The organism is Cupriavidus basilensis (genome assembly GCF_000876015.1).
GTDB classification, from domain to species: Bacteria; Pseudomonadota; Gammaproteobacteria; order Burkholderiales; family Burkholderiaceae; genus Cupriavidus; species Cupriavidus basilensis_B.
Map to the genome: position 1 here is coordinate 300,499 of NZ_BBQM01000016.1, position 18,063 is coordinate 318,561.

Genomic DNA, 18,063 nt, shown 5'->3' on the forward strand with positions numbered 1-18,063 from the left:
GTCAGGCGTGCGCAGCCATGCAGCCACGCGCGCCAGGCAACGCGCGGCCAGGATCAGACCACGGGTCCGGCCGGGAAATCGAACCGATCTGACTTTCCGCCGGCGAAGCCTTGCCGCGTTCCCGGATCGTTGATGACCGAGTACGGGAAGACCGCCGGGATCGCGCTCACCGCGTCGAGCCGCGCGATCTGCGCGGGCGACAGCGCCACCTTTGCCGCGGCGAGATTGTTCTCCAGATGGGCCAGCGTGCGCGGCCCGATGATCGGCAGCGAGCCCTTGGCCGCGACCCAGGCGATGGCAATCTCGCCGGGCGTGACGCCGGCCTCCTGGGCGACCGCGATCAGCGTGTCGAGAATCGCGGTGCGCTGCGGCGAATTCTCCGGCTGGAATACCTTGCCGCCGAAGCCTTCGGCGCGGCCCTTCTCGCCCTGCCGGTACTTGCCGGTCAGCATGCCGCCGCCGAGCGGCGACCAGGCCACCACGCCAAGGCCGAGCGCTTCGCCGGCCGGCAGGAGCTCCTGCTCGGTGGTGCGCTCGACCAGGCTGTGCTCGACCTGGAGACCGGCGATGGGCACCGCGCCGCGCAGCTCGGCGATGGTCGCGGCCCGCGCCACCCGCCACGCCGGAAAGTCCGAAAGACCCGCGTAGAGGATCTTGCCGGCCCGCGCGAGATCGTCGAAGCCCCGCACGATTTCCTCGATCGGGGTCACGCCATCGGCCATGTGGGCCCAGTAAAGGTCGATCCGGTCGGTCTTGAGCCGCTTCAGGCTCATCTCGACCGACGCGATCATCGCCTTGCGGCTGTTGCCGGTGGTAAAGAGGCCGGCCTTGGGATCGGTCCCCAGCGTGAACTTCGTCGCCAGCACGAAATCGTCGCGCCGTCCGGCCAGCAGCTCGCCCAGGATTTCCTCGGACTGGCCGAACTGGTAGCTGTTGGCCGTGTCGATGAAATTGCCGCCCGCGTCCGCGTAGGCATCGAAGATGCGGCGTGCCTCGCCGGGTTCGGTGCCATGACCCCATCTGGTCCCGAAATTCCCGGTTCCCAGCACCAGCTCGGAGACCCGCAGGCCGCTGTGTTTGCCGAAGAGTTTGTAGCGCATGGATCCATCTCCATTGATGTGAAACGTCGAGTCCGACGTGAAGGCGGACAAGAACAAGGCGAACAAGGACGCAGCGGCGTTACCGCGTAACGCACTGCCTGGAACAACGATGGTGATGACAGCGGCCGGACGCTTATGAGTCCGGCGGCTCGCCGGCGTGGCCGGCGTGGCTGGCGTGGCTGGCGTGGCTGGCGTGGCTGGCCGCGCCCTCGCGGCCGAGCACGCTGCCGACCGCGGAGTCGAGTATTCGCCGGGAAAGGGCCTCGTCCTCGACGATGCGGGACAAGAGCAGCGCGCCCACCATCGTCGAGAGCACGACGACGGGATCGCCCTGCCCTTGGTCCGCGGGAGCAGGCGCGGCGCGCATGGCGTGGCCGAGGATCTCGAGATGCGACCTGAGGCCCGCCTCGAAACTGCGGACCAGTTCCGGGCTGTGCCGGGCGGCATCGGGGCCGAGCGCCGCGAACGCGCAGCCCTCGCCGATATGGTCGCGGTGGCCGCACGACAGGTACTTGCCGACCAGCCTGGCCAGCGCCTCGTCGCCGCCGCTTTCCACCGTGTGCGCCCATTCCCGGGCGCTGTCGGCCATCGCGCGGTCGCAGGCCTGCGCCGCGAGATCGTCCTTCGACCGGAACTGCTTGTAGAAGCCCCCCTGGGTCAGGCCCGCGGCCCCCATCAGGTCGTTCAGGCCCACGCCATCGAAACCATGTTCGCGGAACAGCCGCCCGGCCGCCTCGATGACGGTGCGCCGGTTCTCTTCCGCCTGGGCACGGCTGACTCTCATGGGGTTCTCCGGTTGAGCGATGCGGCCAATTATATGGCGATCACCATCTATCTGCAACAAGGCTGCGTCGCGGCCCCGCCACCGGATCGCCGCGCAGCACGGCCTACCCATTCCAGTGCGCGCGCGGGCACGCCCCCGCATCGTCATGGTGCGAGGCGGGCCGGCATGCACGGGATTTCGCGCCTTGCCCCTCCTACACCAGGGGACTTCTCCGTGTTTTGCCTTTGGTCAACACTGGCACAGATCATGCTTGATCTTCTGGTGAACCTATCACCAATACATTTTGAGGTGCTCACAGTGACCACGAAGAGCGATTCAGACAGAGATGGACAGTCGGGACAACTGGTATCCGTTCACCCCTCGCTCGGCGAATCGACCTATCACAGCCTGCGGCAGGAAATCCTCTCGTGCAAGCTGGCGATGGGCAGTTCGCTGACCGAAGCCTCCCTGATGGAGAAGTACAAGGTCGGCCGGGCCACCTGCCGCCTCGCGCTGGCCCGGCTGGTCCAGGAGGGGTTCGTGCGCTCCGTGCCGCGCCACGGCTACATCGTCACGCCGATCACGCTCAAGGACGTCGAGGAACTGTTCGCCATGCGCCTGCTGCTGGAGTCGGCCGCCGCCAAGCTGGCCGCGGGCAAGGCGGACATCCGGCTGCTCCGGCAGATCGAGGGCTCGGCGCGCAACAACACGGCTTCGCGCGATGCCGGAAACCGCATGGGCTTCTTCCTCGACGCCAACCGCGAGTTCCACCTGGCAATCGCCACGGCATCCGGCAACGGCCGGCTGGCGCAGAACATCTCCGTCCTGCTCGACGAGATGAAGCGCCTGGTGGCGCTCGGCTTCGGCCGGCAGGGCGGCAGCGCCGAGATCGACCACGACCACATGGAGCTGATCGCCGCGCTCGAACGCGGCGATGGCACCGCCGCCGAGCGGATCGTCAAGCGGCATATCCAGACCTTCCGCGACATGACGCTGGACAAGGTCATGAAGAGCATCCGCGCGCAGAGCGAGTCCATGTCGCTGGCCAACGTGCATCTCGGGGGCGGGCAATGAACGCGGTGATCGCGATGGCCGCGGCGAAGACGCAGGCCTGCGAGCCGTCGAAGCAGGCGGATGTCGCGGTGCGCGTCGAGAACGTGAGCAAGTGGTTCGACACCCACGAGCCCAACGGGCTGACCGTGCTCAAGGACATCAGCTTCGAGGTGCCGCGCGGCTCCGTGGTGGCCCTGGTGGGCACCTCCGGCTGCGGCAAGAGCACCTTGCTGAACATCGTCTCGGGCCTGATCAAGGCCGACCGCGGCAGCATCACCTACGACGGCAAGGTGGGCAAGGACTTCGATGACTGGAGCAAGGTCACCTACATGTTCCAGGAAGACCGCCTGCTGCCGTGGCGCACGACGATCGACAACGTCGCCTTCGGCCTCGAAGCCGGGTCCATGCCCAAGCGCGAGCGCCGCGAGCGGGCGGGCGCGCTGCTCGAGCTGGTCGGGCTGCAGGCGTTCGCCGACGCCTATCCGCACCAACTCTCCGGCGGCATGCGCAGCCGCGTGGCGCTGGCGCGCAGCCTGATCGGCGAGCCGAAGATCCTGCTGATGGACGAGCCGTTCTCGAAGCTCGACCCCTCCATCCGCACACAGATGCACGAGGAAATCCTGCGCATCCACCGGCTCAAGCACCTGACGGTCGTGTTCGTCACGCACGACGTGGAAGAAGCCGTGGTGCTGGCCGACAGGGTGGTCGTGCTGTCCCCGCGCCCCGGGCGCGTCAAGGAGATCGTCGACATCGACATCCCGCGCCCCCGCAACTATCTCGGCCAACCGTTCGTGGACAAGGTTCGTGAACTGCGCCAACTGCTCTGAGGCCCCCGCCATGTCCACCACCGCGTCCAACTCCCCTCCCTCCGATATCGCCGAAGCCCCCGCGAAGGCGCGGCCGTCCGCCGGCCTCGCCACCCAGCGCCTCGCGCTCGCGCTGCTGCTGCTCGCCGGCTGGTGGGTCGCCTCGCTCAAGGCGCCCGCCTACGTCTTCCCGAGCCCCCAGCGCACGCTGGACGCCATGCGGACCATGATCGACAACGGCAGCTTCTTCACCGACATCCGCATGACCTTCGGCCGCGTCGTCTCCGGCTTCCTGATGGCCGTGGTCGTCGGCGTGCCGCTGGGCATCGTGCTGGGCGCCAACAAGCGGCTCGCCGATTTCTTCGAGCCCATCCTGGCGGTGGTCAACACCGTGTCGTCGGCCATCTGGGCGATCTTCGCGCTGATCTGGTTCGGCATCTCCAACATGACGACCATCTTCGTCGTGTTCATGACCGCCATGCCGCTGATCCTGACCAACGTCTGGCAGGGCACGCGCACCGTGAACGCGGACTTCGTGGAGCTGGCCCGCGCCTTCCGCATGTCGGGCCGCCAGGTGCTCTGGAAGGTCTACCTGCCCACCGTGCTGCCCCACTTCTTCGCCGGCGCGCGGCTGGCCTTCGGCTTCGGCTGGCGGGTCAGCCTGGTGGCCGAGACGATCGGCTCCACCAGCGGGATCGGCTATCGCCTGCGGCAGGCCGCCGACCTCGTGCTGACCGATCAGGTCTTCGCCTGGACCTTCACCCTGGTGGCGATGATGCTGGTCATCGAACTGGGCCTGCTCAAACCGCTGGAGCGCCATCTCTTCCGCTGGAAAAAAGACGTCTGAACAGACGCATCGCCGTACCGTCCCCCTCCCCCCACCGCCCCCAATGGAGTTCCGCATGAAATTCTCCCAACTCATCCGCATGAGTGCCTGCGCGCTCGGTCTGGCCATGTCGGCGGCCGGCGCGTCGGCCGCCACGCCGATCCGCGTCGGCTACTGGACCAGCGGCGTCAGCCTCGGCTTCGGCGCCGTGATGGAAGCGCAGAAACAGTTGCAGGCGCGCGGCTTCGAACCGGAGTTCGTCTACTTCCCCGACGTCAACGGTCCCACCAAGGCGATCGCGGCCAACACCATCGACCTGGCCTTCGGCGCCAGCCTGGCCGGCGCCTTCAGCCTGGGCGACCAGGGCGTGCCGGTGAAGATCATCCTGGCCACGCAGATCGTCGAGGCCGAGTTCGTCGTGCCGGCCGACTCGCCCATCAAGACAATGGCCGATCTCAAGGGCAAGAAGATCGGCATGGCGCCGACCGGCAGCGCCACGACCTCGGTCGGCACGGCCACGCTGCAGGCCAATCACGGCCTGTCCCCCAAGGACTACAGCTTCGTGCCCGGCAACGAATCGCGCCTCGTGCAATTCGTGCTGCAAAAGGACGTCGACGCCGCGGCGCTGCGCTCCACCACCATCGCCCAGCTGGGGCATGACGTGGGCAAGCTGCGCACGCTCGCCACGTTCCGCGACGAGTGGCAGACCATGACGAAGTCCAAGTCGCTGCCGTACATCGGGGTGGCCATCATGCGCGACGACTGGATGAAGAAGTACCCGGACGGCGCGGCCCGGGCCGTGGCCGCCATGCGCGACACGCTGAACTTCGGCGCCAAGAACGGCGCAGCCGTCGTCGAGATCCTCAAGAAGGCCGGCAACCTGCCGGAATCGGGCGCCAGGATGTATGCCGACCGGTGGCTGGGCATGAACGCGGTGTCCCTGGAGCCGGCCGACATCGACACCCTCAAGCGGACCTTCGACATCTTCAAGGCCGAAGGCATCCTCAAGGGCAACATGCCCGCCGACATCTTCCTGGCCCGACCCTACAACGATGCAAAGGCACTGAAATGAGCACTGTTCAAGAGCAAACCATCCGATGGCCCGAAGCGGGCGCGACACGCGTGCCGTACCGCATCTATTCGGACCAGGACACCTACATGAAGGAGCAGCAGGCCATCTTCCGCGGGCCGGTGTGGAACTTCCTCTGCCTCGAGGCCGACATCCCCAACGTGGGCGACTACGTCACCACCAAGGTGGGCCATTCGTCCGTCGTGGTCATCCGCAGCCCGGACGGCGCGATCAAGTCCCTGGTCAACAAGTGCATCCACAAGGGCTCCGTGCTGTGCCACGAAGCGCGCGGCAACCGCAAGCGCCCGAACCTGGTGTGCCCGTACCACAACTGGGTCTATGACCTCAACGGCCGACTGACCGGCGTCGCCTTCGAGCACGGCATCGCCGGCGGCGGCGGCATGCCGGAGGACTTCGACAAAAAGAACCACGGCCTCAAGGCGCTGCGCGTGGAAACCATCCGCGGGCTGGTGTTCGGCACCTTCAGCGACACCGTCGCGGACCTGCGCACCTATCTCGGGCCGGAGATGGTGGCCCACATCGAGCGCACGCTGTACGGGAAGGTCAAGATCCTCGGGCGCAGCAGCCAGATCATGCACAACAACTGGAAGCTGTACATCGAGAACAGCCGCGACAACTACCACCCCAGCCTGCTGCATGCGTTCTTCGCCACCTTCAAGATCAACCGGCTGTCCGCCGAAGGCGGCACCATCCAGGACGATCACAGCCGCCACCACATCAGCTTCACCAAGCGCTTCACCGACGTGGGCCACCAGGCCTACGACTCGGGCATCCTGCGCGCGATGAAGGACGACGTCGGGCTGCGGGACCCGTCGCTGATCGACCAGTGGATGGAATACCCGGACAACATCACCAACGCAATCCAGAGCCTCTTCCCCGGCTTCGTGCTGCACCAGATCATGAACGCGCTGGGCGTGCGCCAGTGCATCCCGCTCGGCCCGGACAAGTGCGAGCTGGTCTGGACCCAGATCGGCTTCGAGGAAGACACGCCCGAGCAGACGCAGGTGCGCCGCAAGCAGAACAACCTCGTCGGGCCGGCCGGGCTGGTGTCGATGGAGGACGGCATGATCGGCTACCTCGTCGAGAAGGGGATCAAGGGCTCCGAGGACGAATCGGCGGTGATCGAGATGGGGGGCAAGGGCACGGGTTCCATGCCCACGCGCGCGACCGAGACCTCGGTGCGCGGTTTCTGGGAGTTCTATCGGGAGTTGATGAATGTCTAGCATCACCAGGGATCCGGCGCTGGAATTGCCGACGGCCACGAAAACGAGCATCGACCGGCTGATGGCGCGCTACGCATCGGCCATCGACAACGGCGAGTACGAAGTCTGGCCAACGCTGTTTACCGAGGATGGCGTCTACCGCATCACGACGCGGACCGACTACGAGGCGGGACGCGACTTCGGCGTCTGGTACTGCAACAACCGCGGCATGCTCGAAGACCGCGTCCAGGCGATCCGCGGCGTGAACATCTACGAGCCGCACGTCTACCGGCACATGACCGGCGCCACCGAGGTGCTGAGCCTGGGCGGCGAGGAAGTCCGCTGCGAGACCAGCTACCTCGTCGTGCGGACCGATGTGGATGGCGACATGACCGTGTTCAGCGCCGGCCGCTATGTCGACCATCTGGTTTTCGAGGGCGGCCAGGCGCTGCTGCGCTCGCGCGTCGTGGTGGCCGATTCGGCGCGCTTCGACACGCTGGTCGCCCTTCCGATCTGAGGGGCGCACGTGACGTTTCGATTGCACCTCGACAGCAAGCGCGCCAAGCCGCCGGCTTTCCACCTGGACGCGGCCGCGTGGGCCAAGGCTGCCGCGCGGCATCCCGAACTGGCCGCGCTGGTCGACGTCTCGTTCAGCTGGGACGGCGAGCGGCTCCACGAGCATTTGTCCTCGGCGGATGCGCTGATCGCCTCCGGCTTCGACCGGAAGGCCGTCAATGCGGCGCCGCGGCTGCGCTGGATCCATACGACGGGCGCCGGCGTGGACCACCTGATGCCGATCTCCGACTTCCGGCCGGACCTCGCGCTGACCAACAGCAGCGGCATCCACAGTGACAAAGCCGGCGAGTCCGCCCTGATGGCCCTGCTGATGCTCAACGCGCGCATGCCCGAAGTCATGGCGAACCAGCGCGCGCGCGCCTGGCACAGCCTCATGACCGGGCCGATCCGCGGCAAGCGGCTCGTGCTGATCGGCTTCGGCGACATCGGCCAGGCCGTGGGCCTGGCGGCGCAGAACCTGGGGCTGGCGGTGACGGCGGTCACGCGCAGCGGAACGCCCAAGGCGGAAGCGCCCGGCATTCCCGTCGCGCCCACCGCGAGGCTGGACGCGCTGCTGCCCACGGCGGACTTCGTCGTGGTGACGGCGCCGCTGACCGAAGAGACGCGCAACCTGATGAGCGCGGCGCGGCTGGCGCTGCTGCCGCCCCATGCCGGCATCGTGAACATGGCCCGGGCCGCGCTGGTGGACTACCCGGCGCTGGCGCAGCGCCTGCGCGACGGCCTGCTGGGCGGCGCGGTGCTGGACGTCTTCGACAACGAGCCGCTGCCGCCCGAATCCGCGTACTGGGACGTGCCCCGGCTCGTGGTGACGCCGCACATCACCTGCGATGCCCCTGACTACGGCCAGCGCGTCCTCGACCTGTGGTTCGACAACTTCCGCCGCCTGCGGGCAGGCGAAGCGCTGCGCAACCAGGTCGACCGCGCGCAAGGCTACTGAACAGGCAGGCATCCCGCCCGCCCACCGAATATTTCACCGAATACTCCAGGTAGACACAGACATGAACGCACCCGTTTTTCACATGCTCGCCGGCGCCCCCGATCCCGTGGCGCCGTTCAGCCACGCCGTCGAGTCGGACGGCTGGGTCCTCGTCACCGGCCAGATGCCGTTTCTCGGCACGGGGCTGGAATCCGGCTATCCCGACGGCATCGAGGCGCAGACGCACCAGGTCATGAAGAATCTCGCGACCGTGCTGGAAGGTTGCGGACTCGGCCTCGAACACGTGCTGCAGGTCCGGGTGTACCTCACGGAATTCCAGCGCGACTACGACCGCATGAACGCGGTCTATGCCTCCTACTTCCCCGCCGGCAGGCGCCCCGCCCGCACCTGCGTGGGCGTGACGGGACTGGCCAAGGACGCGCTCATCGAGATCGACATGGTCGCGCGCCGCCCCGGCGCGGGAGGCCAGGCATGACGGCCACGCCGCGGCTCGGCTTCATCGGCCTGGGCGTGATGGGCGCGCCGATGGCCGGCCACCTCCTGCGCGCCGGATACCCGCTGTGCGCATATGGCAGGAAGGGCCTGCCGGCGGCCCTGCTGGCGGACGGCCTTGCCCCCTGCGACTCCAGCGAGGCGGTCGCGCGGCAGTCCGACATCGTGCTGCTGATGCTGCCCGACACGCCCGACGTGGAGGCCGTGCTGTGGGGCGAGCGCGGCGTGGCGGCGGGACTGGCGCCCGGCAAGCTCGTGATCGACATGAGCACCATCTCGCCGGTGGCGACGCGGCGCTTCGCCGAAGCGGTGCAGGCGCTCGGCTGCGACTATCTCGATGCGCCGGTCTCGGGCGGCGAGGTCGGCGCAAAGGCGGCCAGCCTGACCTTCATGGTGGGCGGATCGCCCGCGGCGTTCGCGCGCGCCAGGCCCTTGTTCGAGCGCATGGGCAAGAACATCAACCTCGTGGGCGGCCCCGGCGCCGGGCAGGTCTGCAAGGCCGCGAACCAGATGATCGTGGCGCTGAACATCGCCGCCGTCGCCGAAGCGCTGGTCTTCGCGGCCGGCGCCGGCGCCGACCCGGCGACGGTGCGCCAGGCGCTGCTGGGCGGCTTTGCCGCCTCGCGCGTGCTGGAGGTGCACGGCGAGCGCATGGTCAGCCGCGCCTTCGATCCGGGCTTTCGCATCGACCTGCACCGCAAGGACCTCTCCATCGCCCTGGAGGCCGCCCGCGGCCTCGGCGTGGCATTGCCCCAGACCGCCGGCGTGATGCAGCTCATGTCCACGGCCAAGGCGCTCGGCCTGGGCGACCAGGACCACGCCGCGCTGGTGCAGGCCGTGGAGCTTCTCTCGCAGCGGTCCCTCCCGCGGGCGGCCTAGCAATCGAAGACGGAGAAGACCTGTCCATGCATGCCACCCATCAGATCAAGGTCGCGCGGATTCGCACCGAAGCGACCGGCATCGTCAGCCTCGAACTCGTGCCGGTGGACGCCGCGCGGCCGCTGCCCCCGGCGGACAGCGGCTCGCACGTCGACCTGCTGCTCGCCGACGGCCTGCACCGCAGCTACTCCCTGTATCGCCCGTCCGACGGCTCCGCCTACGGCATCGCGGTACAGCGGGAAGCCGCCGGCCGGGGCGGCTCGCGCCACGTGCACGACCGCATCCGCGAAGGCGACGAACTGACCATCAGCGCGCCGCGCAACCACTTCGCCCTGCGCGCCGGCCGCGGCAACAGCGTGCTGGTGGCCGGCGGCATCGGCATCACCCCCATCTACGCCATGCTCCAGACCCTGGCCGCGCGCGGCGAGCAGGTCCGGCTCATCTACTGCGCCAGATCCCGCGAGCATGCCGCGTTCCTCCGGGAAATCGAGGCGCTCGCCAATGCGAAGGCCGCGCGGGTGGAAACCTGCTTCGACGACGCCGCCGGCCCGCCGGACCTGCGCAAGCTGCTCGCCGGCGGCGACCCGGACGCCAACTACTATTGCTGCGGCCCCGCCGGCATGCTGGACGCCTTCGAGAAAGCATGCTCGGCGCTCGGCTGCAAGAACAGCTTCATCGAACGGTTCGGCGCGGAAACGCCGAGCCCCGCGGCCCGGGACGCGGACTATGAAGTCGAACTGGCCCGCTCGGGGCGCCACCTGACCGTGCACGCCGGCCAGTCGCTGCTCGACGTGCTGCTGAAGGCCGGCATCGACGTCGCCTACAGCTGCCAGGAAGGCGCGTGCGGCTCGTGCGAGACCGCCGTGCTGGCCGGCGACATCGACCACCGGGATTGCCTGCTGTCCGCCGAGGAGCGCGCCGCGGGCAACACCATGCTGGTGTGCGTGTCCGGCTGCCGGTCGGCCAGGCTGGTGCTGGATCTTTGAGTCTGGATTTCCGGGCGGGGCTGGCGGGGTTGCGGTTGATGCAAGTGCCGGAGCCAGGCTGTGGCGCCTGTGTCTTCCGCGAGCGGTTGGACCCGCGGTTAGCCGGCAGCGTGGGGGCATGGGAACCGATGGCGCGCGCTGTCCGGCATGGCGTGGCACAGCGGCAACATTCTTCATCGGGCGCGCTCCGACCGGATCCATGTTCCTCTTTATTTTGTGTACGATTCTCCGAACATGCGTGTGGGACGATTCACAAGACACAGGTAAACAGCCGATAGTGGCGACACCTTTCTGGACGCCATGGATATGGACACGACACCCCCGACGCCGCCGCTGCCAATGACCCGGGCCGGCATCACCGCCGCGCTCGCCGCCATCGCCGGTCGCTTCACGCCGATCGACGGCGAGCACCAGATGGCCGCGATTCCATCACTGAGATTCTTCCGCTATTCGGCGCCGAGCAAGGAGGAAGCATCCTTCAGCAAGGTGGCGCTGATCTTCGCCGCACAGGGCGCCAAGACCGTCATCGCCGGCGACGCTTCTTATCACTACGACACGGAGCACTACCTGCTCACGTCGATCGATATGCCGGTCATCGGCAAGGTAGAACAGGCCAGCCGCGAGCATCCCTATCTCTGTTTCAATTTCGAGATCGACCTGCGGCAGGTCGCCGATCTGGTCGCGGCGCACGAATTGCCGCCGCCGGACGAATCGTCGACCGGATTGGGCATCAGCGCAGGAGAGCTGTCGCTGGACCTGCTTGAGGCGGCCTACCGGCTGACGCGGCTGCTTGACACACCCAAGCACATCCCGGTGCTGGCGCCCTTGATCGAACAGGAGATCATCTATCGCCTGCTGATGAGCAGCCAGGGCCTGCGCCTCAGGCAAGCCCTGGTGGCGGACAGCCGTGCATTCAAGATTACCCGCGCGGTCGAATGGATCAAGGCCCATTACGAGATGCCCATGCGCATCGACGAACTTGCCCGGCACGTCAACATGAGCGTTTCCTCGCTGCACCAGCATTTCAAGGACGCCACCGGACTGAGCCCGCTGCAATACCAGAAACGCCTGCGCCTGTTCGAGGCACGTCGCCTGTTGCTGAAGCGCGCGAGCGACGTGGGCATCGTCGCCTCGGCCGTTGGCTACGATAACCTGTCGCAATTCCACCGCGAATACAAGCGCCTGTTCGGAGCACCGCCGATCCAGGATGCCGTGCGGTTGCGCACCGACTCGGCCTAGCCGCGCCACCCGGAGCCGCGGGGCCAGTTCGCTGGCGCAGCATCACAACAACGATGGCGGAAGCTCACTGCGCGCGTGGAAAACAACCAGGCCAGTGTGAGGCGTGAGGCGTGAGACGCCATAGCCGTGCGCGTCGGCGGCTCACACCTTTATGACGACCTTGCCGAAGGGACCGCGCGCGAGGTGCTCGAACGCTTCGCGCGCCTGCCCGAACGGGTAGACATGATCGATGACGGGGCGAATGCGGTGCTCGTCCAAGAACGGATTCATGCGGTCGAACGAGGAACGCGGCGCGACCGCGATGCCTCGCAAGGTGGTCTGGCGAAAGATCAGGGGCATCAGATTCAATTGCGTCGTCTGGCCGGCGAGAAAGCCGATCTGAGCGATACGACCGGCCGCCTTGGTGGCTGCGACCGATTGATTGATGCCTTCACCCCCTGCCACATCGAGAGTAAGGTCCACGCCCTTGCCGTCCGTGAGCGCCAGCACCTCGGTTTCCCAGTTCGGCGTCCTGCGATAGTTGATGCCGGCGGAAGCGCCGAGCTCCATTGCGGCCTGCAGGTTTTCGTCCCGGCTGGAGGTCGCAATCACCTTGGCCCCCATGGCGCGAGCCATCTGGACGGCGAAAATCGAAACGCCGCCGGTACCCTGAACCAGAACACTCTGGCCCGACTGGATTTGACCGAAGTCCACCAGCGAGTACCAGGCGGTCAATGCGGCGATCGGGAGCGTCGATGCCTCCTCATCGGACATCGAACCGGGCGCCCGAACCGCGCCTTGCTCATGAATGATCATGTACTCGGCCAGCCCGCCGGGTAGCGGCGAGCCGACGCAGTAGGCCGGTTCGTCCGGACCGGGAGCGCCATCGAGCCAGCGGGAGTACAGGTGCGAATTGACGCGGTCACCGACCTGGAAACGCGTCACGCCCTCGCCCACCGCCACGACCGTTCCTGCGGCGTCGCTGACCGGGATCAGGTCCCGTGGGACCAGATGCGGCTCGTAGATGCCATCGACGATGGCCTTGTCGCGGAAGTTCAGTGACACCGCACCCACCTTGACCAGCAGTTCGCCAGCCTTGGGTCGAGGGGTTTCTGTTTCACCGAGGACGAGGTTGTTGAGGCCGAAGCCCTTCAGTTGCCATGCTTTCATTTTGCTACTCCTGGTGGAAGATTCGGTTACGCAGCGGGTGTAGCCCGGTCACGTAGCCGCTCACGACTGCGCACTGAATGTCCGGATCTGCGCGGCCCGGCCCTGCAGCCACCAGCCGACCTGCGTTGGCCACGACGCAAACGGGACTTCCGGATCGACAGCGCCAAGTTCGGCTTCCGCATGAAGGGCGAAATTCGGATCGGCCAGCGCCTCGCGGCCGATCGCGACAAGGTCTGCCTGGCCGCTCGCCACGATAGCCTCGGCCTGACGACCGTTGACGATCAGACCGACCGCAGCGGTGCCGATGCCTGCTTCGCTACGCACCTTCTGCGCGTATGGAACCTGATAGCCATACCTGGACGGGTACTCGTAGCGCGGCGCGATGCCGCCCGACGAGCAGTCGACGATATCTACGTCGAGCGCCTTGAGGCGACGCGAAAAGACCACCGTGTCCTCGATGGACATGCCCTCGCGCAGGCCATCGACGGCGGAGACCCGCACGAAAAGCGGCTTACCCTGTGGCCATGCCGCCCGCACCGCCTGCACGACTTCCAGGGGAAAGCGCATCCTGCCGTCGAGATCTCCGCCGTATTCGTCCTTTCGGTCGTTGGTCACGGGTGACAGAAAGCTGTTGAGCAGATAACCGTGCGCGCAATGCACCTCGATCACATCGAAGCCGGCCGCATCGGCACGCCGGGCCGCGTCGACGAAAGCTCGTTTCACCTCCGCCATCGTTGTGCTCGACAACGCCGCAGGCTTGAGCCAGCCATCGGCGTACGGCTTGCCGGAAGCGGAAACCACAGGCCAAGGCCGCTCGCCGCGCCGGACATCGTCGTCGTCGAGCGCCCCATTGCCCTGCCAAGGCCGCTGGCTGGCAGCCTTCGGTCCGGCGTGGGCAATCTGAATGCCGGCCACAGCACCATACATCTTGAGTGCATCCGCGATGCGTCGCAGGCCAGGTATGTGGTCGTCCGACCAGATGCCAAGATCGCCGTGGGTAATGCGGCCCTCGGGCACGACTCCGGTCGCTTCGACGATGACCAAGCCAAAGCCGCCCATCGCGAATCGGCCGAGGTTGATCAGGTGATGATCGTTGACATGGCCGTCCCGCGCCGAGTACTGGCACATGGGAGAAACGAGCAGGCGGTTGCGCAGTGTGACGTCACGCAGCGCGACAGGTTCGAAAAGTTTCACGTTACTGGTCCTTTGAATGACGTTTGCCGTCGCCAAGCCTATGCGGCGACCTTGGTGACCATCGCGCAACGGCGCAGATCCATTTCGCCGTCCAGCACCTCGGGAAGCGCCGCGACGAATGCTTTCATGTAGGGTTGCTCGAAATGCGAAGTCAGATCGGCGGCGGTCTGCCAGTTTTCGTATAGCACCCAGACATCCGGGTCGTCGTTCGAGCGGTGCAGGTCGTAGTTGATGTTGCCGGCCTCGGCGCGCGAGGGCTCGACCAGGGCGCCGAGACGGCGTCCCAGCTCGTCGCCGCGGCCGGGCTTTGCCCGGATGAATGCGATGAGCGTAAGTTGCGCGCCGTTGGCCGGAGCCGGTATGGCGTGGGAGGATTGTGCGGTCATGGGTTAGCGTTCCAGATCAGGGAAATGACGCCGCGGGCAGTCCAGGTTGCGACATCCCGCGGCCCTTGGTCGGGGCAATGTGCACGGGCGTATCCAGCACCCCCGCTTCGCGCTCGCCCCTCGACTCAACGGCATTCGGCGACGGCGGCGGATCGAGGTCGGCAACGAAGTGCGGACCGCCTGCGCCTTCGGCGAGCGGACGCGCCAGGTTTCGATATTTATCGACGCCGTCTTCGATCAGGCAATCGAGTAGCCGGCGTCGACCAGCAGACCGTGGCCCGATACGAACGAAGCGTCATCGGAAGCCAGGAACGCCACCACCGTCGCGACCTCTTCCGGAGAACCCGCCCGGCCGGGTACGGTCGAAGCCGCGAAAGCGTCCTTCGCTTCGGCGCTCGGCCAGATGCGGTCCTGGAACGGCGTGTCGATGATGCCGGGATTGACGGCATTGACGCGCACGCCCTGCTTGAACAGTTCGATCGATGCGGTCTTGGTCAGGCCCAGCACCGCATGCTTGCTGGCGATATAGAGGCCAGCGTTGGCAAAGCCGATCACGCCGCCCATCGATGCATTGTTGATGATGGTGCCGCCGCCTTGCGCCAGCATGGCTTTCGCTTCGTGCTTCATCGACCAGAAGACGCCGCGGACGTTGGCGTTGAAGATCGTCTCGTAGACCTCATTCGACTGGTCGACGAACGGCGTGAACTCGCCTTCGGTGCCCGCGTTATTGAAAGCCACGTCGATCCGCCCATAGGTCGAGATCGTCGTTGCGACCAAGTTGATCACGTCCTGTTCGACGTTGATGTCGGCGACAGCAGCCGTCACTTCGTAGCCGCCGTTCCTGATCTCGGCGGCGAGCGCCTCGATTTCGGCGCGGCGGCGTGCACTGACGACGACTTTGGCACCTCGGCGGGCGAGTTCGATGGCCGTGGCCCGGCCAATGCCAGAGCTTGCTCCGGTCACCAGCGCGACTTTCCCGGAAAGCGTTTGCGGCGAGGCTTGAATGCTCATTTGTTTCTCCAGATTCAACGTGTTGGACTCGCAAGAAGAAAGAGATCCTGTTTCCTGCTCATGTCTTGAAGACCATTCTGGAGCGTTTAATTGATATGATAAAGTAGTCAATGTTTCTTACTATGATGAATGAGGTTCACCAATGGAAACCGCGGAACTCGCTGAGCTGGCCGTGTTTGCGTCGGTGGCGAGGCACCTGAGCTTCCGTCAGGCGGCCACCGAACGGGGTACGTCCGCCTCGGCGGTAAGTCATTCGATACGTAGCCTCGAAAGCCGCGTGGGCGTGCGCCTGTTCCATCGCACCACGCGCAGCGTGTCCCTGACCGAAGCCGGAGAAGCGCTGTACACCCGGTTGGAGCCGGCGATGGCCGGTATGCGAGCCGCCCTGGATGGATTGAACTCGTTCCGCGCCACGCCGTTTGGCACCATCAGACTCAATGTTCCAAACTCGATTGCGCTCTACGTCCTGGGCGATGCGATGGAACTCCTGGCAAGCCATGCCGGGCTCAAGCTGGAAGTCGTCGCCACCGACTCGCTGGTCGATATCGTGCAGGAAGGATTCGATGCCGGTATCCGCTTCGGCGAACGCCTGTCGCAGGACATGATCGCGGTACGAATCAAGCCGAAATTCCGATTCGCCGTCGTTGGCTCACCGCGCTATTTTGAGAAAAATCGGGCGCCCATGACGCCCCACGATCTGCATAGCCACGATTGCATCCGATACGCATTTCCCAGCGGGACGATCTTGAATTGGGAATTCGTCAAGGACGGAGAAGAGGTAAAGGTCGAGGTTGCCGGCCCCTTGACGGTCGATAGCCAGGAATTGATGGCTGACGCCGCGGCGCGGGGGCTGGGCCTGGCATACATATGGGAGAACCGGGCGGCGCCATATCTTCGCGACGGCCGGCTCCAGCGCTGCCTCGAAGACTGGTGTACCGTCGACGAAAGCGTATTTCTCTATTTCCCAAGCCGCAAGCATCAATCGGCAGGGCTTAGAGCGTTGATCGAGGCGATGAAAGCATAAGGTTGCGCCACGGCCAGGCGGTGGACAGTTGCGCCATCGATATGCCAGTGGATTGGCCAACACCCGGCCCCGCAGATTGCTACCGCCGAGTCGGCGATATTTCATGGCATCCGTTCCGTTTTATTCCTGACGGCGCACCGGAATCATCATTGCGGCCGGTGAATGCCTGCCCTGGGTAAAACTTATCGGGACATGCACCACGCTCAATCAGGATAATCGGTGGCGTCCGAAATTTCGCGCCATGCGGCCAGATCCCTCTCCACCGCGGCCAGTTTCTGGAGTGCAAGGCCGTTCGCAATCTTTCCCGCGAACAGATGCAGCGGGGGCTCGGACGCGCCTGCGGCTTGAACGATCATCGAGGCCAGCTTGTCCGGATCCCCGGCCTGCTTTCCAGCCATCTCATCCAGGTGCACGTCGAGCAAAGCCTGTGCGGCGGTGTATTCCCGAATGTTGTGCTGTGCGATGACCAGCGAGCCCGACGACAGGAACTCGGTACGAACAGGCCCCGGATAGACCAGGGTTGCCTTGATGCCGAATTCCGCAACCTCGGCCGCGAGCGCTTCCGTAAGCCCCGCAAGAGCGAACTTGGTGGCCGCGTAGATGCCCCATCCTGCATAGCCGCCCTGAAAGCCGGCAATCGAACCGACATTGAAGACGTGCCCGCCGCGCTGCCGACGCATATGAGGCAGTACGTGGCGGAGGACATGCGCCGGCGCGAAGACGTTGACTTCGAAGTTGCGACGCAATTCCTCGTCGGATATTCCCTCCAGGGTGCCCTGCAGGCCATAGCCAGCGTTGTTGACGACGGCATCGATCCGCCCGAATCGGGAAATGGCTTGCGCGATGCTGGCCTGCACGCTGCGTTCATCGACGAGATCCACCTGTACAGGCAGAAACGTATCCGAAGCGGGTCCGATCAGATCGACGAGCGAAGCCAGCGTGCGCGAGGTGGCAACCACGTTGGCGCCGCCGTCCAGAAGCTTGCGCACGAGCGACAGGCCGATTCCTTTCGAGGCGCCGGTGACAAACCAGGTTTTCTCATTTTGACTCATGGTGGTCCTAGCAAATGGGGGGATTGGGGGGCTTGGATAACAGCGGCGAAACCGCAATGGGCGCGGCACGGCAGTGCCGCTGCGGTATCTGGCCGCGATCACGGATAGCGCATGAAAGAAAGGCGGTCGCGGCTCTGGCTGACCAATTATCTTCCCCCACCCCATCCATCGCGATGCACGATCGGCGATTAATGATGCACAAAAATCCGAATCCACTTGAAGAACAATCGTGACGCCCTTGGCCATCGGCGGCCGTCGCAGGCTCGCTTGTCCTTGTCCAACATTCGGATTTTTGTGC

19 protein-coding genes are annotated in these 18,063 nt (G+C 65.8%); 12 read left to right on the forward strand and 7 right to left on the reverse strand.

Features of this window, described 5'->3' with window-relative positions:
- Positions 1 to 53 precede the first annotated feature (53 nt).
- Together KF708C_RS17635 and KF708C_RS17640 are read right to left on the reverse strand one after the other, a co-directional pair.
- On the reverse strand, positions 54 to 1,100 hold the full coding sequence (locus tag KF708C_RS17635; protein ID WP_020201652.1) for an aldo/keto reductase: 1,047 nt from the start codon (positions 1,098 to 1,100) through the stop codon (positions 54 to 56).
- Between the two features lie 133 nt (positions 1,101 to 1,233).
- Positions 1,234 to 1,884 carry a TetR/AcrR family transcriptional regulator gene (locus KF708C_RS17640; RefSeq protein WP_059412784.1) on the reverse strand — a complete coding sequence of 217 codons (651 nt, stop codon included), beginning with the start codon at positions 1,882 to 1,884 and terminating at the stop codon, positions 1,234 to 1,236.
- A 297-nt stretch (positions 1,885 to 2,181) separates the two neighbouring features.
- Here KF708C_RS17640 and KF708C_RS17645 point away from each other — a divergent pair, with 297 nt between their 5' ends.
- The 11 genes from KF708C_RS17645 (at position 2,182) to KF708C_RS17695 (ending at position 11,949) form a co-directional block, all read left to right on the forward strand.
- Positions 2,182 to 2,937, forward strand: coding sequence for a GntR family transcriptional regulator (locus tag KF708C_RS17645; RefSeq protein WP_231586524.1), 756 nt, complete (start codon positions 2,182 to 2,184; stop codon positions 2,935 to 2,937).
- Positions 2,934 to 3,743: an ABC transporter ATP-binding protein gene (locus tag KF708C_RS17650; RefSeq protein ID WP_082079626.1), complete on the forward strand. Its 810-nt coding sequence runs from the start codon at positions 2,934 to 2,936 to the stop codon at positions 3,741 to 3,743. The genes KF708C_RS17645 and KF708C_RS17650 overlap by 4 nt, the downstream gene beginning before the upstream one ends.
- A gap of 10 nt (positions 3,744 to 3,753) precedes the next feature.
- Positions 3,754 to 4,569 (forward strand): ABC transporter permease, encoded by an 816-nt coding sequence (locus tag KF708C_RS17655; protein WP_020201656.1) that lies wholly within the window; start codon positions 3,754 to 3,756, stop codon positions 4,567 to 4,569.
- A gap of 55 nt (positions 4,570 to 4,624) precedes the next feature.
- Positions 4,625 to 5,620, forward strand: coding sequence for an ABC transporter substrate-binding protein (locus tag KF708C_RS17660; RefSeq protein WP_059412785.1), 996 nt, complete (start codon positions 4,625 to 4,627; stop codon positions 5,618 to 5,620).
- Positions 5,617 to 6,861, forward strand: a complete 1,245-nt coding sequence (locus KF708C_RS17665; RefSeq protein WP_059412786.1) for an aromatic ring-hydroxylating dioxygenase subunit alpha — start codon at positions 5,617 to 5,619, stop codon at positions 6,859 to 6,861. Before KF708C_RS17660 ends, KF708C_RS17665 begins: the two co-directional genes overlap by 4 nt.
- A complete protein-coding gene (locus KF708C_RS17670; protein WP_052165795.1) occupies positions 6,854 to 7,357 on the forward strand; it encodes an aromatic-ring-hydroxylating dioxygenase subunit beta in 504 nt (167 codons plus the stop codon). The genes KF708C_RS17665 and KF708C_RS17670 overlap by 8 nt, the downstream gene beginning before the upstream one ends.
- Before the next feature lie 9 nt (positions 7,358 to 7,366).
- Positions 7,367 to 8,353 (forward strand): D-2-hydroxyacid dehydrogenase, encoded by a 987-nt coding sequence (locus tag KF708C_RS17675; protein WP_231586525.1) that lies wholly within the window; start codon positions 7,367 to 7,369, stop codon positions 8,351 to 8,353.
- Positions 8,354 to 8,414: 61 nt separating this feature from the next.
- Positions 8,415 to 8,828: a RidA family protein gene (locus KF708C_RS17680; RefSeq protein WP_029043312.1), complete on the forward strand. Its 414-nt coding sequence runs from the start codon at positions 8,415 to 8,417 to the stop codon at positions 8,826 to 8,828.
- Positions 8,825 to 9,724 (forward strand): 2-hydroxy-3-oxopropionate reductase, encoded by a 900-nt coding sequence (locus KF708C_RS17685; RefSeq protein WP_059412788.1) that lies wholly within the window; start codon positions 8,825 to 8,827, stop codon positions 9,722 to 9,724. Before KF708C_RS17680 ends, KF708C_RS17685 begins: the two co-directional genes overlap by 4 nt.
- A 26-nt stretch (positions 9,725 to 9,750) precedes the next feature.
- Positions 9,751 to 10,710 carry a PDR/VanB family oxidoreductase gene (locus KF708C_RS17690; RefSeq protein ID WP_059412789.1) on the forward strand — a complete coding sequence of 320 codons (960 nt, stop codon included), beginning with the start codon at positions 9,751 to 9,753 and terminating at the stop codon, positions 10,708 to 10,710.
- Between the two features lie 306 nt (positions 10,711 to 11,016).
- Positions 11,017 to 11,949, forward strand: coding sequence for an AraC family transcriptional regulator (locus KF708C_RS17695; protein WP_059412790.1), 933 nt, complete (start codon positions 11,017 to 11,019; stop codon positions 11,947 to 11,949).
- Positions 11,950 to 12,090: 141 nt separating this feature from the next.
- On the opposite strand, the gene KF708C_RS17700 is transcribed toward KF708C_RS17695, so the two are convergent.
- The 4 genes from KF708C_RS17700 to KF708C_RS17715 form a co-directional block, all read right to left on the reverse strand.
- A complete protein-coding gene (locus KF708C_RS17700) occupies positions 12,091 to 13,098 on the reverse strand; it encodes a zinc-dependent alcohol dehydrogenase family protein (protein ID WP_059412791.1) in 1,008 nt (335 codons plus the stop codon).
- Between the two features lie 60 nt (positions 13,099 to 13,158).
- Entirely contained in the window at positions 13,159 to 14,292 is a 1,134-nt protein-coding gene (locus KF708C_RS17705) for an NADH:flavin oxidoreductase/NADH oxidase (RefSeq protein ID WP_059412792.1), read from the reverse strand.
- 38 nt (positions 14,293 to 14,330) lie between these two features.
- Positions 14,331 to 14,678, reverse strand: coding sequence for a putative quinol monooxygenase (locus KF708C_RS17710; protein WP_059412793.1), 348 nt, complete (start codon positions 14,676 to 14,678; stop codon positions 14,331 to 14,333).
- A 237-nt stretch (positions 14,679 to 14,915) separates the two neighbouring features.
- On the reverse strand, positions 14,916 to 15,689 hold the full coding sequence (locus tag KF708C_RS17715) for an SDR family NAD(P)-dependent oxidoreductase (RefSeq protein ID WP_020201668.1): 774 nt from the start codon (positions 15,687 to 15,689) through the stop codon (positions 14,916 to 14,918).
- Positions 15,690 to 15,831: 142 nt separating this feature from the next.
- Here KF708C_RS17715 and KF708C_RS17720 point away from each other — a divergent pair, with 142 nt between their 5' ends.
- A complete protein-coding gene (locus tag KF708C_RS17720) occupies positions 15,832 to 16,713 on the forward strand; it encodes a LysR family transcriptional regulator (RefSeq protein WP_059412794.1) in 882 nt (293 codons plus the stop codon).
- Positions 16,714 to 16,916: 203 nt separating this feature from the next.
- On the opposite strand, the gene KF708C_RS17725 is transcribed toward KF708C_RS17720, so the two are convergent.
- Complete coding sequence (locus tag KF708C_RS17725; RefSeq protein WP_020423831.1) at positions 16,917 to 17,765, reverse strand: SDR family oxidoreductase; 849 nt, start codon at positions 17,763 to 17,765, stop codon at positions 16,917 to 16,919.
- Positions 17,766 to 18,063 lie beyond the last annotated feature (298 nt).